The 14,286-nt window shown below is 39.9% G+C and carries 14 protein-coding genes and 2 pseudogenes; all 16 read right to left on the bottom strand.

Annotation, left to right across the window (positions count from 1 at the left end; genetic code table 11):
* The 16 genes and pseudogenes from AC6I3O_RS06445 to AC6I3O_RS06370 all read right to left on the bottom strand — a co-directional run bounded on the left by AC6I3O_RS06445 (position 1) and on the right by AC6I3O_RS06370 (position 14,280).
* A complete protein-coding gene (locus AC6I3O_RS06445; RefSeq protein ID WP_497850165.1) occupies positions 1–1,158 on the bottom strand; it encodes a polysaccharide pyruvyl transferase family protein in 1,158 nt (385 codons plus the stop codon).
* Positions 1,127–2,218 carry a glycosyltransferase WbsX family protein gene (locus AC6I3O_RS06440; RefSeq protein ID WP_497850164.1) on the bottom strand — a complete coding sequence of 364 codons (1,092 nt, stop codon included), beginning with the start codon at positions 2,216–2,218 and terminating at the stop codon, positions 1,127–1,129. The genes AC6I3O_RS06445 and AC6I3O_RS06440 overlap by 32 nt, the downstream gene beginning before the upstream one ends.
* A complete protein-coding gene (locus tag AC6I3O_RS06435) occupies positions 2,218–3,174 on the bottom strand; it encodes a glycosyltransferase family 2 protein (protein WP_497850163.1) in 957 nt (318 codons plus the stop codon). Before AC6I3O_RS06435 ends, AC6I3O_RS06440 begins: the two co-directional genes overlap by 1 nt.
* Positions 3,171–4,469 carry an O-antigen polymerase gene (locus AC6I3O_RS06430; RefSeq protein WP_497850162.1) on the bottom strand — a complete coding sequence of 433 codons (1,299 nt, stop codon included), beginning with the start codon at positions 4,467–4,469 and terminating at the stop codon, positions 3,171–3,173. The genes AC6I3O_RS06435 and AC6I3O_RS06430 overlap by 4 nt, the downstream gene beginning before the upstream one ends.
* A 25-nt stretch (positions 4,470–4,494) precedes the next feature.
* A complete protein-coding gene (locus AC6I3O_RS06425; protein WP_497850161.1) occupies positions 4,495–5,415 on the bottom strand; it encodes a glycosyltransferase family 2 protein in 921 nt (306 codons plus the stop codon).
* Positions 5,408–6,433 carry an NAD-dependent epimerase/dehydratase family protein gene (locus AC6I3O_RS06420; protein ID WP_497850160.1) on the bottom strand — a complete coding sequence of 342 codons (1,026 nt, stop codon included), beginning with the start codon at positions 6,431–6,433 and terminating at the stop codon, positions 5,408–5,410. The genes AC6I3O_RS06425 and AC6I3O_RS06420 overlap by 8 nt, the downstream gene beginning before the upstream one ends.
* On the bottom strand, positions 6,430–7,149 hold the full coding sequence (locus AC6I3O_RS06415) for an IspD/TarI family cytidylyltransferase (RefSeq protein ID WP_497850159.1): 720 nt from the start codon (positions 7,147–7,149) through the stop codon (positions 6,430–6,432). The genes AC6I3O_RS06420 and AC6I3O_RS06415 overlap by 4 nt, the downstream gene beginning before the upstream one ends.
* Before the next feature lie 23 nt (positions 7,150–7,172).
* The gene (locus AC6I3O_RS06410; RefSeq protein ID WP_497850158.1) at positions 7,173–7,985 is read right to left on the bottom strand and encodes a LicD family protein; all 813 of its coding nucleotides are present in this window, start codon (positions 7,983–7,985) and stop codon (positions 7,173–7,175) included.
* A gap of 26 nt (positions 7,986–8,011) precedes the next feature.
* Entirely contained in the window at positions 8,012–9,064 is a 1,053-nt protein-coding gene (locus AC6I3O_RS06405; RefSeq protein WP_497850157.1) for a glycosyltransferase family 2 protein, read from the bottom strand.
* An 18-nt stretch (positions 9,065–9,082) separates the two neighbouring features.
* Entirely contained in the window at positions 9,083–9,775 is a 693-nt protein-coding gene (locus tag AC6I3O_RS06400; RefSeq protein WP_497850156.1) for a sugar transferase, read from the bottom strand.
* Positions 9,769–11,133 (bottom strand): DegT/DnrJ/EryC1/StrS family aminotransferase, encoded by a 1,365-nt coding sequence (locus AC6I3O_RS06395; protein ID WP_497850155.1) that lies wholly within the window; start codon positions 11,131–11,133, stop codon positions 9,769–9,771. Before AC6I3O_RS06395 ends, AC6I3O_RS06400 begins: the two co-directional genes overlap by 7 nt.
* A complete protein-coding gene (loaP, locus tag AC6I3O_RS06390; RefSeq protein WP_497850154.1) occupies positions 11,118–11,687 on the bottom strand; it encodes an antiterminator LoaP in 570 nt (189 codons plus the stop codon). The genes AC6I3O_RS06395 and loaP overlap by 16 nt, the downstream gene beginning before the upstream one ends.
* Before the next feature lie 190 nt (positions 11,688–11,877).
* A complete protein-coding gene (locus AC6I3O_RS06385) occupies positions 11,878–12,354 on the bottom strand; it encodes a hypothetical protein (RefSeq protein WP_497850153.1) in 477 nt (158 codons plus the stop codon).
* Between the two features lie 426 nt (positions 12,355–12,780).
* Positions 12,781–12,909, bottom strand: a pseudogene (locus AC6I3O_RS06380) (site-specific DNA-methyltransferase); the annotation flags it as partial.
* Between the two features lie 41 nt (positions 12,910–12,950).
* Positions 12,951–13,569, bottom strand: a pseudogene (locus AC6I3O_RS06375) (DNA adenine methylase).
* 15 nt (positions 13,570–13,584) lie between these two features.
* Positions 13,585–14,280 carry a D-lyxose/D-mannose family sugar isomerase gene (locus AC6I3O_RS06370; RefSeq protein WP_497850152.1) on the bottom strand — a complete coding sequence of 232 codons (696 nt, stop codon included), beginning with the start codon at positions 14,278–14,280 and terminating at the stop codon, positions 13,585–13,587.
* Between the last annotated feature and the right edge of the window lie 6 nt (positions 14,281–14,286).

The following is a 14,286-nucleotide window of genomic DNA, read 5'->3' as shown; positions in this document are numbered from 1 at the left end:
CTATACTCCATCTATAATATATTTCAATCTTTTTTTCAGTTGTTTCACCTTTTCTTCGATGAGAAATTCTGTTTCTTGAATTTTCCCATAAAGCAGTTGGTAATTATTTACATATTCGACGGTCTTCTTAATTGCAAGGTCAGTGTCATATTCTTTTCCATGAATTAAGTAAGGATAATTTAATGTATTAAATAATCCCTCAAATTTACGGCTATACGTTACTGGTATTGCGGCTACGCCTGATGAAAAGGCCGCGATAGCCGAATGCATTCTAGCTCCAATAAAGCAATCCATATTTGCGATATAACTTTTAGCATCAATTGGATTTGTAAAAATTGGTGATAACAGTGTTTTAGGGAATTCAGCGTGCAAAGCCTTCAAAGTTAAGTAATCGTCATCATGTGCTTTAGGGTTCAAATCTATAACATGGGGAATTAAGTGAACATTCCATTCTGTACAATCCACATATGTCTCTATAATTGTGCGTATGTACTTCCTGTAATTAATAGTTAAGCCAAATTGGTTATCACTGTTAAATCCGCCTTTCCACAACAAACCAGATATATTAATTCCAAGATTTTTCCTGGCTCTATCCACCGTATATCTAGTTTTATCATATGGAAGCATAAATGCAAGATCAATACATTCTGTAATGTCTTTCTTCACTCCTAATTTTCTCAAATATTCTATAGATACTTTATCTCTGGAAAACACTTTATATGCTTTCGTAATGATTTGAATCGCTCTTTTTCTGATTACATCATCAACGAAAGGACCATATGTCTGCGGCATCAATATGTATCTCCGATTGAGCAGCTCTGCTGCCCATTTACGTTTTATCAAACCCATGCAATATTCTTTTGAGTAAATATCAGAGAAACTATCTCCCATGGTAATATCAAATACAAAGTCACATTTTGCAATCGCTCTAATCCATCTAAGTCTAGGCTCCTTAATCCTTAGAGGTACAGGGATAAAATCAATATCTGGAAAATACTTGGGGAATTCGCCACAGCATTCTGAATCTAATACATATATCGTCAAATTCCCCTCTTTTCTATTTGCCTGTAAGAAATCTATAAATGCGTAAGAAAGGGCTTCACACCCTTTATTAGGAGATTCTAGTTCAAATCCCAACAGACCTATTTTCATTCCCATTTCTCCATTCTCTTATCCATTCTAAATACTTGCATCCATCTTTTTTCGTAGGCTCAAGCATCATGCCCTCTGCCCACTCATTCCATGCATTAATAAACAGATATTCCTTTTCTGATATACAATCCATAAAAATACGGAACAATCCTTTATCATACGGTGTAATAACATATCCCCTTTGCTTATGTCTTGGGGTATTATCCCATTCAAACCAAACGCATGGAATTTCCAGTTCATTTTTTTTGTAACAATTTATTTTTTGCTTCATCAGTTTGTTTCCATCATAGATAGCTGGTTTTCTGTATATATTATGATTCCTCAGAATATTTAATAATTTTCGCTTGCCGCGCGCGTAATAAGAATGATTGTAATTTTTCCAAGCAAACGTCTGAATTGCCGGCTCCCTGAAAACAACTTTGTTGGTTTCAGGCCATAAGTTTTGAAGAAAAGAATCTAATGATATTTCACCAGAAAATGTTTCTATCAAATAAATGCCATCAAATCCTTCTTCTTTACATCGCTTATTAAAATATGTAAACATCCTGTTTTTTTCAGTAAATTCACTCTTAAATATACAGAAAAGCGGCTTATTATCTTTCTTCTCATATCTGATATCTTTGAAGAATTGCAAGAGATACCTAAAATGTTTCTCCCAATCTTCCTCGTTGCCGTAATCCAGCGGCATAATCGTTTCTTTTTTACCTTCCCAGGAGCGAATCCATGGGTGATTCGCCCAACAAAAGAAAAACTTTTGGTCTATATCTTTCCATTTCAAGAGGTTTTCTGCTGGTTTTTCCAGTAAAAGTTTTCCTCTAAAATAATAATGATAGTAGACCAGACCGTCTACATGATATTTCTTCATTAAAGAAGTCTGCCATTCAACAGTATTCTTGTCTAACAAATTGTAATAATTCTCATGATATGGGATGCGAGGCTGGTGGTGACCTTTATATAGGGGAATTGCAGCCTTTACATTTCTCCATTCCGTAAATCCTTTTCCCCACCATTCATCGTTTTCCGGAATTTCGTGATATTGGGGCAGATAATAAGCATAAATCTTCATCATAATCCCCCTTTACTGCCAATTTTCAACTTATTCTTTCTCTTCTTCAACATCATATGTAGTACCGGAACCCAATCCATTTTGTTATTCGCGCACCAACACAACATTCGATGTCTTAAATATTTTAAGTCACCATATGATTTGTTGTTGAGTACACATTTTCGGTACTCATTTGGACTGAACACATCCACCTCCGTTAAATATCTAAGAGCGGCGATTTGATGTCTAAAGCAAATGAACCGTTTGAATTCGTTATCTGTTCCGGACTTACAATAATATTCAGCTATTCGTTTTGCGGCTTTCCTATCGTCAACCGATTTTTTAACATTGTCAGTGGAATGTGTGACAGAACTCTCGACCATGCGGTATCTGTAACCATTTCGGTTCATATACCCTATATTTTTTGCTTTGATAAAAGCTTTTGCGCAAAAAAGCATATCTTCACATACAACCAAATCCTCATCAAGTTTTAGTTCCTCTATCAAAGTATGTTTAAAAAATTTGTTGCACAAACTATGCATATATACTGGTTCGTCTATAAATTGTCTCCATATATTATCATCTCTCGGCTTGGACGATACAATGTTCTTGCCCAATATAATATTCATACATCCTAAATCATACTCAGCCGTAATTACCTCTTCAAACGCCTTTGCATATTGTACCGCCTCAACCGTATCATCACTATCTACAAAACTTATATACGTTCCTTTTGCCATAACCATACCAAGATTCCGAGCGGAAGCGCTGCCGCCGTTTTTCTTTTTGTAAACCGAGATACGTTTATCCTGCTTGGACAATGCTCTGCAAATATCATACGAATGATCCTTTGAGCCATCATCAATCAGGATAATTTCCATACTTTTCAATCCTGTATCCAATATTGACGTTATACATTCCTGAATGTATTCACTCGAATTGTAAACAGGAATTATTACCGATAATGCCAGATTCATCCTATTTTTACCTTAACCTTTTTGCCACCGAACACTAAGAAATAGATGATTGAAAACCATCCTATTTCATATACTAATCCAAGATGAAATCTCATAAAGAACTGTTCGGCTATAGGGAAATACACAATTGCATAAACGAGCATTGCATATATTCCCCATGAATATAGAGACCCTTTTCTCAATGCAGAAATATATATTTTTCTAAAAAAGAATCCAAGAACCAACGGAAAAATTATGTTCCCAATCAACCCAAAATCTATTACATATGGCGTCAATGCCGAATATACATTTGATGCGTAAACATAGCCGTTGGGGGATCTGAAAACCACCATGCCCAATCCGGCCCTGTTAGATAATTCATCCCATAAGTCAATGCCGAACACCTGCAGCGTACGGATTAATTGTGAAAAAGTTTCTTTCCCATACTGCAAGTCTGCATTTTCCAGTTGTTCTAAACATAGGTTGAAATTATATAATCCCGAACCGCCATAGATACCAATCGTACGTTCAAGGTTCGATGTATAGCTTTTAGTTTTCCCAAGAAGATAGAACAGCCCTACAGCGATAACTAAAATTAAAACAGTCCTTTTCAATATTTGTCTATTGGTAGATTGCACACTTCTCTCACCAGAAGACATCTTAAAAAAAATCCATATACAAAGCGCAAATATTATGAATCTTAAAAAAATATTTCTGTCAGTAGAAAACAGGGTACAGACTGCAAAACACATACTTGGTATCAATAATCCTTTGGGTATTCTGATTTTATTTTCATATTTATATACAAATATTTTCATGATACTTATTTCTGCTATAGCAACAACGATTTCACGTAATTGATGCAGCAAAAAATTTGAACTGTTTTCGTAAGACGCCTCGTATATGGATCTAAAGATTGTATTGCCACTTCCGCCAGAATGCCCCAGATCAATAGACATAAAAACAAATAAAACCGTACAAACAGCAGGCGCTAGAAAAAATATGAATTTTGAGTATCCTAATCTTTCACCACCATTTGTTTTTAAAACACCTCTGCTTCCACTATGTATGACACTGCGGTCAGATATGACATTTGCCATCATACAGCCTATTGCGAACGCCGTTATGGCTGTAAAAATATAAATCGGGAAACGGGGATTCATTTCCACCTGCCAATTTTCCATATTGGATACAATGATTGATAATGACATTATAAATGCAATCAGCAATAATGAAAAAGGTGAGATAAAACTCCTGGTTATTGAAAAATAGCAGGCAAATGCCAAAATAAATACAACCAATATTACATATATCATCCTATTGCTCCAGATTAATCAAAGTTTAAAATAAATTCAGTAATATCTTAATTCTCAGCATAAAGTGAGACTCGCCTGAGTATTCACAAATCTCCATATCATGCAATAGATTTACTTTTTTTGAAATGCTATTTCGATAATTCGCATATGCTTCTAATCGGTTCAAAATTTTTTTACTTCCAATAAGATCTCTAAATTTTGTAACAATCTCATAAGCCAGTACACTTCTTCCATTACGTAATTCCGCATGATTCATTTTCCTGACCCACTCTTTTACGGCGATAGCATCTTTTACTCCAACAACATTGTCCTCGTGCTGCCGATAATAAATATATGCATGATTATCATAACAGACTTCTCCTACGGTTGCCGCCACCATTGCTACCCATACGTCATGTATCCGTTTTTTTAACAAATCATGGGAGGGGAAACGTTTCTCTTCTATTAAAATTTCCTGTAACCTTCGATTCCATACCATAGTGCAGCCTGTCATGCAGTTATTGCATAGAACTTGCATATAATTTGTATGAACCGGATTCTTGTGCCGAATGCCCAAGGGGTTCCCGTCTTTATCTACTAACGCCTGATTCGAGCAATAACATTGGGGAATATTACTTGCAGATAATTGTTTTATCGCCATTCTTAGCTTATTGGGCATCCAAATATCATCCTGATCCGCGAAGCAATAAAAATCACATGTGCTGCCCGCACTCTTTAGAATCGTCATAAAACTATTTCCAACGCCTATATTAGAGCCGTTTATCAAAGTAATATTGAAATGTTCGGATAAATAACGATGAATAATCTCTAAGCTCGAATCTTTGGAACCATCATCACGAATGTATAAATGAATTTCCACCTCTTCTTGAGCAAAAATACTATCTATTTGTTCTCTCAGGTATTTTTCTCCATTATAAGTACTCATCAGAACCGCTGCTTTATTCATCTTCCCCAATTCCTCTAATCATCCTCTTGAACATCTTCTGTAAATCCACCTTTGGGCTCCATCCAAGTCCTTCCATTTTTCTAACATCTAAATCCATGAATAAGGTTTCCGCATACCCAAGCGTCGTAATGTCTTTAGCAATATCAAAGACTACCTTTTCGCCCATCATTTGCGCCATTTCCTTGATAGAACAATAGGTATCAGGATTGGCGACTGTATAGGACTCTCCAGCCTTAGCTTTTATCATTGAAACTAGAATTGCAGATACGGCATCCGCAGTATATAAGTACGATCTTTCTGTCAGACCATCTGATTTTAAAACGATTTCTTTCTTTTCAATTGCACATCGCATAAACTGAGCAAACACTCTTCCATCGTCATATTTCACACCGGGTCCAAATGTCTGTGTTGCTCTAAGCGTCACTGCAGGCACACCAAACTGACTATGATAACTATTACATAGCGCCTCGCAGGCAAGCTTAGCAATTGGATAACTATTGCGGGAATTCATCGGATCAAATGAACCAAGCTCATTCTCTTTTACTTTATGTCCTTTTTTCGGAAATCCATAGACCTCCATAGTGGAAAGATTTATGAACTTCTTTACCGGATGCTTTACGGCCCACTCCAATAATGCTTTTATCCCTTCCATATTTGTGACCATAGTGTCTACAGGCTTTTCAGAAAAAAACTTCGAGCTTGTAGGACTTGCCAAGTGAACAATATACTCAGCTTCTTTCTCAATCTTTAGCTCTGTTCCAAGGATATATGGAATAATCTCGGCTTTGGTCCAACCGAAAAGCATATCTGCGGCATCTATATTTCTGACCGGCAAAATTAGTTTCATATCTAACCCTTTCTGCCGGCTGTTATACGCAATCGCGTTCACAAGATTGGAACCGATAAGTCCAGTCGCTCCCGTGATAAGAATTGTCGAATCCCGAAACTGCTCCCAATCTATGAAGTCTAAATTGCCAATATTTTGACAATCCTCAATCTGAACCTTTTTCATCATCATACTCCGAATATCTGCGAATTTTCTCTTATATCCATCAGCGCCCGAAATGTATAGAAGTCCGTCGCTGTTGTAATCTTAATATTTTCAGCCGACCCCTCTACCGTATAGACGTCATGTCCGCTCAACTGCATTAAATAGGCGGTATCAATACAGTCCTTCATCCCAGAATTAATTGCAACCTGATGCGCTCTAAGCAGTACGCCAAGCCTGAATGACTGCGGCGCTTTCGCCATCTGGCACTTACTTCTGTCAATTATTTCGCCTACCTTATTATCAGATCCACGCACAGCGATGGTTTCAACAGCGGGCGCTACGGTTACAGCAGACCCATATTTTTCAACCGACTCTATATTTTTGGTAATTGTCTCATGGTCAATAAGCGGCCTTACACCGTCGTGCATAAGGCACACTGTATTCTCCGGATACATTTCTGCCGCCTTCTTAACACCTTCATACCTTGAAAGCAAGCCTGTCTCACCCCCAGGGATGACAGCCTTCACCTTGCTGATATGGAACTTATCAATCATACTATGACAATAGTCGATCCATCCTTCTACACATACCACGATGATTGCATCAATCAGTTCGTGCTGTTCAAAATCTTCCAAAGTGTAGATTATGATTGGTTTCCCGTGAAGTTCCAGAAATTGTTTGGGCTTTGTTTTCGTATTCATTCGCTGACCTGTACCCCCAGCGAAAATAATCGCTATATTCATAATCGTGTCCTTGCCGTACTCCCTTATCTTCTGAAAGCCTTATATGTATGGTGTGTTTCTTGCTTTTCTTTTGGTGGGAGCTTCATATAATCTCCATAGTGCTTTGAAAGATATTCATCATAATTCTGAATCCCTTTGAGTTTATATCCCTCAAAGTCAAGATCACAGTAATTCTCAAATGTTTCTTTTGTCATAATTTCTTGTTCTCTATAAGAACCGCACACACAGCCAGCGTAAGCAGAACATACAAATGGATTCCGCAAGTTTTCTTCATCGACCTTGCAAAGAATCTTTTCAGGATCTACAAATCTGCTTAATACGAACATAGCAAATCTTATGGGTTCTACCAATATGCTGTGTGTTTTGCTTCGGAAATATCGTTTCCACAATACGGCGTTCAGTATTTCTCTATTCCAAGAAGTCTTCTTAAATATCCTTAACGCTTCCTGTTCACTATTTCCAAGGCCTTCTAGTGGAAAAATATCTATATTAACTCCTATTTCAACTGTCATCGCCATAACATCATCACGAATTATGGTTTTCGGGTCCCAGATTTTTGCAAATAGTCCATGATAACCCTTAACCGTGTTATATGTGAGCAGATTGAAACCGACTTCATTTTCCTGGCAATATTGAAGAAACCTTTCATAATCTGGCCTGGGCATCATCACGTCAATATCGTCATCCCAGGGAATAAATCCTTTGTGTCTGATTGCTCCAAGGAGACTTCCACCGCCTAAGGAATATCTCATATGGTTCTTTTGGCAGATTGAATCAAATTTTAAGAGTAATTCTAATTCAATCTTTTGCACTTCTCTCAGTGACAACTCTTCCATTTAGAATTCCTCCTTGTCATTTTCCATCATTTTCTTAATGATTCTTTCACGATGTCGATCATATCGCAGTCGCTTAGTTTATTCTTCATAAAGGGCATCCTCAGAATGCCGATCCATGTTCCCATACCATAGCTTAGATGCAGCAATAAAAACAAAAACGGCATCGCCATAAAAAATGGATTAAAGCCTTCTTGTTTTATTGCCATCACAGCGCTAAGCGCCCCAAAAGCAAGATACATCCCCCACATTAGAGCGGCAAGCTGCCATGTGCCAATGAACCATACGTATGATGTAATCACAATTCCCAGAACGAATGCAGCCGGAACCAGATGATATAGTGAAATACATTCTCTGCACACTCCGATAGTCAGACCAATCCAGTAACCGTTTCCATATTTCTGCTTTATCATTTTTCTCAAAGTATTTCTCGCATATTGGTACGAAGTGATGCTTGGATCAAAGCAGAGATTGTAGCCTGCACTTCTTATACGGTAATGAATCTCATTGTCTTCGGTACGCAGCAAATTCTCATTGAATCCGCCAACTTCTGCGAAGACTTCTCTTCTATATGCCCCATGGAACATCGACTTTACATATTCTTTTTTGATTCCATTTCTTGATTTACTTATACTGCTTCCAAAGAGTGAATTTTCTGTCTGTAATAATGCTTTTCCCCAGAGTCTTCTGTTTTCTATGATACAGGGCCGTACACCTCCTGAGACAAACTCCCCTTCCTTGAGATTCCTCATATTCAGTGTTACAAAATCAGGAGGAATGCTTGTATGGGCGTCAATTCTGATAATTACATCCGATGTTGAAGTCATGAGCGCTACATTCCATCCCGCCGCTTGAACCCTCTTTTCATTAACCGTAATTCTTATCCCATGAAATTCATCGGCATATTTCTCTGCAAACTGATTCATTACTTGTCGGGTATGATCTGTTGATTTTCCGTCAACCAAAACCACTTCTATTTTGTCATGCGGATAAGTCTGCCCAATGAAGTCATTGAAGAGTTTTGGGAGAAATGTTTCTTCATTATAAGCTATTACGCACAATGACACTGTTTCAGGCTTCATTGCTATTCCCTACTTTACTTATACTTTTCTTCCCAGCACGACGGTAATCGTTCTGAGCATCGTCAATATATCCCGCAAAATCCCAAAGTGTCTGATACTCTCCAAATTCCATTCCATTTTTGATGGAAGAATCTGTGTTACATACGCTTCATCCACATGAGCAGCCTCATCCAGCAATCTATCCTCATCCTTGTATCGGATTGAGGCTTCACTGGTTATTCCTGCCGGCATTAGCAGTGTGGCATAAAACTCTGGCCGATACTTCTCCACATACTTCACAACCTCTGGTCTTGTTCCAACGAAACTCATCGTTCCCTCAATCACGTCAACAACCTGCGGGAGTTCATCCAGCCTAAGCCTGCGCAGCTTACTGCCGACTCTCGTAATTCGATTATCATGACTGACCGTTATCGCTGACCCTACCCTATCGGCGTTAGCGACCATCGTACGAAATTTATGAATGTGAAAACTCCTTCCATAGCTGGTCACACGTTCCTGACGGTAAAAAATGGGGCCGTTCGAGTCTAGCTTGATAGCGATTGCTATGACGAGCATTGGCAGAAACAGGATGAGCAGGAGAATGATTGCTGCCGCCAAATCAAAGACACGCTTCACGAATAGCTGCCCGCGCTTTCTATTCAATATTTCCCAATACGGACGGACCTCGGGAGTCCTCATAAAATCCGGGAGGTCTTTCCATTGTTTCAACATATGTTCATTTCCCTTATAGCGGCTTTCAGTGTTTGAACTACGTACGCAGCATCCTCATCCGACAGGTGCGTGTGGAGAGGAAGTGTTATCAGATTCTTATAGTAATCATAGGCATTTGGATACTTACTGCAGTCCTTGCCATAGGCAGTCATAAGAGGAAGCGGTTTGTAATGGACGTTCGCAACCACACCTTGCTTCGCCATATATTCAATGATATGGTTTCTCATTTCTTCATCTGCTTCCGGAACACGGATCATGTACAGATGGTTAGATGAGTCCATTCCATCTACATGGTGAGCCAGATGACGAATCCCCAACTCATCACAAGCCCTATCATACACATCTATTATTTCTTTCCTGCGACGGAGCATACCGGAATATCGATCCAGTTGTTTCAGTCCTATCGCAGCCATAATATCGGTCATATTACACTTATACCAAGGACCGATGACGTCATATTCCCATGCTCCTATCATGGTCTTAGAAAATGCATCTTTATTCTGACCGTGAAGGGATAAGAACTGGTAGAACTGGTATATTTCCCCGTCAGCGACACCTATGTCATACACACTCTGCGGAAGACACCACGTACTGGCCCCGCCCTCGGCTGTCGTAAAGTTCTTTACTGCATGGAATGAAAAATCAGTGAAATCGGCAATCGCCCCGCAATATCTACGCTCCGGCGATTTTAACGCTCCGGCTCCGGTATGGGAAACAATACGGCTTGCACCGAGACTGTGGGCGCAGTCAGCGAAAACGGCAATTCGGCCAAGCCCTTTCTGAATCTTAGATGTGAAATCTCCCAACGGCGTGCCATCAGACTCTTTTGGCCTGAACAGAGAAGACTTCTCTTCTACTATCTCATACACTCGGTCATAATCCGCCACAATCCCCCCAAGGTCAACGACTACGATTGCTTTCGTATGCTCGTTAATCGCCGCTTCCAGGACACTATAATCCATCTCCGGCATATGGGTAGCCTTATCTCCATCCTTTTGTATATCTACAAACCTGACCGTCGCCCCGCAGTGGATAGCTGCGGAGGCGGATGCCGTGTATGTATAGGCTGGTACAATCACCTCGTCACCAGAACCGACACCAAATATTCTTAAATTCATTTCTTCGGCAGCGGTAGCTGAATTCAGACACACAACCTTTTGATTATAAAGAGCAATCGCTTCCTGTCCCCTGCAGTCAATATCTGTACGCCCTGTCTTAATATAACTAGCCAGCCGGCATTCCAGCATCTTAGTCCTGGGTCCCGTTGTTATCCAACCAGAGCGGAGAGCTTCAACAACCTCAGCAACCTCCAGATCGGAGATGTCGGGCGGACTAAAAGAAATCATACGTTTTTCCATACTTGTCCCCTCTTTACACTTTCTTCACTTATCTTGCCTACCATCTCCACCCCCAGATGCACCGCCGATTTATTCCCCATAAACTCTACTTCCACCACTGCAATCCGTTTATGCAGATTTACCTTCCTAATCTGCCCTTCCAGATTCACCAGTGGACCTGACAGAATCCGGATTTGGTTTCCTTCTTCTACAGCAATCCTAGATATCTCAGCTTCCGGATTCCGGCCGTCATTCATTCCATTTTGAAGCTTTTCCAGCAACCGCATATCCTTCTCTGACAATGGTATAAAATATTCCTCACATCTTCCAAGCAGCCTGGTCAATGCCGGAATCTGTTTTAATTCTTCATATAACAACTGAGGCTGTTCTGAAATCATGAACACGTAGCCCGGGAAAAGTTTCTCCGTCACTTCATGCCATACCCCATGAAATTTCTTTCTAAGCCTACGGACTGGCACAAAGCAATTTTCCAATATTTCTCCGGAAATCATTTTCTCCGCAAGACAAATTGTTCGATTTTCCTGCCCTGAGACTACCTGCATTACGTACCACATACTTTTCCCTTCCTCAGATTAATTACGCGCTGTCTTGTGACAGCTTAACATGGCTTCGCCATCCATACCTGCATAAGCACAATCATGCAGCCACAGTGAATATCTATATGTCTACCATTCATACGCTCAAGCGCCAATGCTTCAAGAGGCATTCCTGATATCCTATGAAGTACGCTTACCCCTGGGGCATCTATTCGCTCCAACGAGATGACACGACCTTCTCCGTAATTTCTAATCCTGCCGGGAGCCAACCGTAATCTTGCCGTTTGGTTATTGTAATCCTCGCTAACCGTTTGTGCCGGTCTATTTTGCAGATTCGGCTTTCCATTCCTTTCAGGGGGCCTTCTGTTATATGGGGAATCCCTTTATCGATGATTCCTCTGGACATTTGAAGATGATGCTCTCTGCCGCACAGTATTTTCAATACTTGTTCTTCTTCCTTATCCATTCTGCTCAGCCGATTTTTTTGTTTTACAGTGATATTGCTTTTTCTAAGTTCCTTTCGTAAGATGTTTTCATTTTCACTTTCCAGAAATACATGCGCCGGAAATAACAGCTTACGTTCCAGATGCCATGCGCCTTTATATCGGCGCAACTGGTCATATGTGAAAATAAACACGTTTTGAATCGCTTTTGAGGAGAGTGTTTTTTTACACAAAGCCACCATCTTCTGTTCTTCCTGTTCCTTACAGGTCAATAAGTACCAGATTACAATCCCTTCTTTCGTAGAGTAGAGTACTCTGCGATTTTTTGTCTCTTGTTTTGTCGGTGAATTGGCAGATAATTATTATAAATAATGTAGAATTTATTGCCTGAACATGAAATTAAACTTGCAATTTCTGGATTTTTCTATTGAAATTATAGGAGATATGACCCAAATTTTTACAAAAATAAATTAGGTATTGATTTATGTGTCCTGGGTGGTTATAATAAATGTGCTGATTTTAAAAAAATCGCAGAGTACTCTACTCTGCGATTTTTGTCCATTGTACTTCTCTAAAACTTTATGAAAACTTATGATCCTGACGTCAAGGGATATACCAATATGGATGAACTTCGGAAGGCGCTTGAAGAATAAGTGTATACAGTAAAATTCACCACCACTCATAAAAAAGCGCCGAGACTTCTTTTCATTCTTCTCTGCCCATAAAATGGTTTACGCAGAATGTGTGAAACATCGACATACTAAGTTTGTCGGCGGATTTGTTTTCTGCCATGTTATTTCTTTCCACCCTTACAGGTAATGCCATTATCCCGGCTCCTTTAATAATTGCATATAATCACTTCTTCGCCAACTCTGTTGGATGCATCGGAATTAATCATGCGCTTAACACTTACAACATCTATTCTGTAGCCTTTATTACCATTCCCCAGCGATAATGGTTACTCCCTGCAGATATTCTGAAATCTCCATAATCACTTTTTCGTCAACGGATGCGCTTCGGCTATTGTTATATGGAACATTGAACAGTCCTTTTGCATTTACACGATACAAGCCATTAAAACAGTGCTTATTGATAAATACAAATAATGCAGCCAACTCTACATCATACTCTGCTTTCATCAGTTTATAATTGTAATGCTCCCTAAGGGAATAATAATATTCCTTTCCATCCTCCCTCATATCTGCATCAAGCTTCTTTACAGCTTTGAGAAATGCATCCGGTACATTACGTATCTGTTGATATGCATTTATCAATGCCTTGTTGATATCGTTTATCAGAGCATTTGCCGGAAGCAATTCAAAAGTTACCGCACCGCCGCCGACAAACGGCTCATAATAGTTATTATATGTTTCAGGCATTCTCTCCTTTATCTGTGGAAGCAGCTGGCGTTTTCCGCCAGCCCATTTCACAAATGGAGCGATACTTGAATTACTCATTCTGGTTCCTCTTCTCTATGTCCTCAAAAGGACATTCGCCGGATACTCATTACAAAGCAGCCTGTAAGGCTCTTCATCCTCCTCAATCTCCGGAAAGCGCCCAATCGGCTCATAAAACCGATTGTCATTCTCATCATCATTACACATCGACACTTCCCCGAGCAGCACCGCACCGCCTGTCTCCGGCACAATAAAGTCGTGGTACATATAAGGCATAATCGTAATACTCTGCCCCGGCTTCAACAACACTTTCGTCCCCGCCGGCACAACCTCTTCCTTGCCGTCCGAATACACCGTCACATCCGTATTCAGCATCTCACCGTCTTTTGCCCCATTATACACCGTAATATAGATATCATTGCCCCCGCGGTTAATAATATCCTCCATCTTATACCAGTGAAAATGCATGGGAGCCGTCTGCCCCTCGTACAGCATAAGAAGCTTCTCCGCATACGCCTTGGGATACTTCTCTGGTTTCTTCCGATTCCCATTGCGGATCGTCAGCAGAGAGAATCCCACCTTGTCGAAATTCCCAAGCCCATAATCCGTAATATCCCATCCAAGACAGTTCTCCCTTATCTCGTCATACTCATGCCCCACGCTCTCCCAGTCCTTCGCGCTCCATTTGGCAAAGGGAGGAATCTCGAATCCGTGTTCCTTTATCAGGGCTTCCATATCTTTAATCACTTCATTAATCCTTGAACGTTTCATATTTTC

The sequence above is a fragment of the Sporofaciens sp. St.21A7 genome (genome assembly GCF_059728535.1).
The sequence above is the reverse complement of the archived record's forward strand: the minus strand, read 5'-3'. Positions and strand labels throughout refer to the sequence as shown.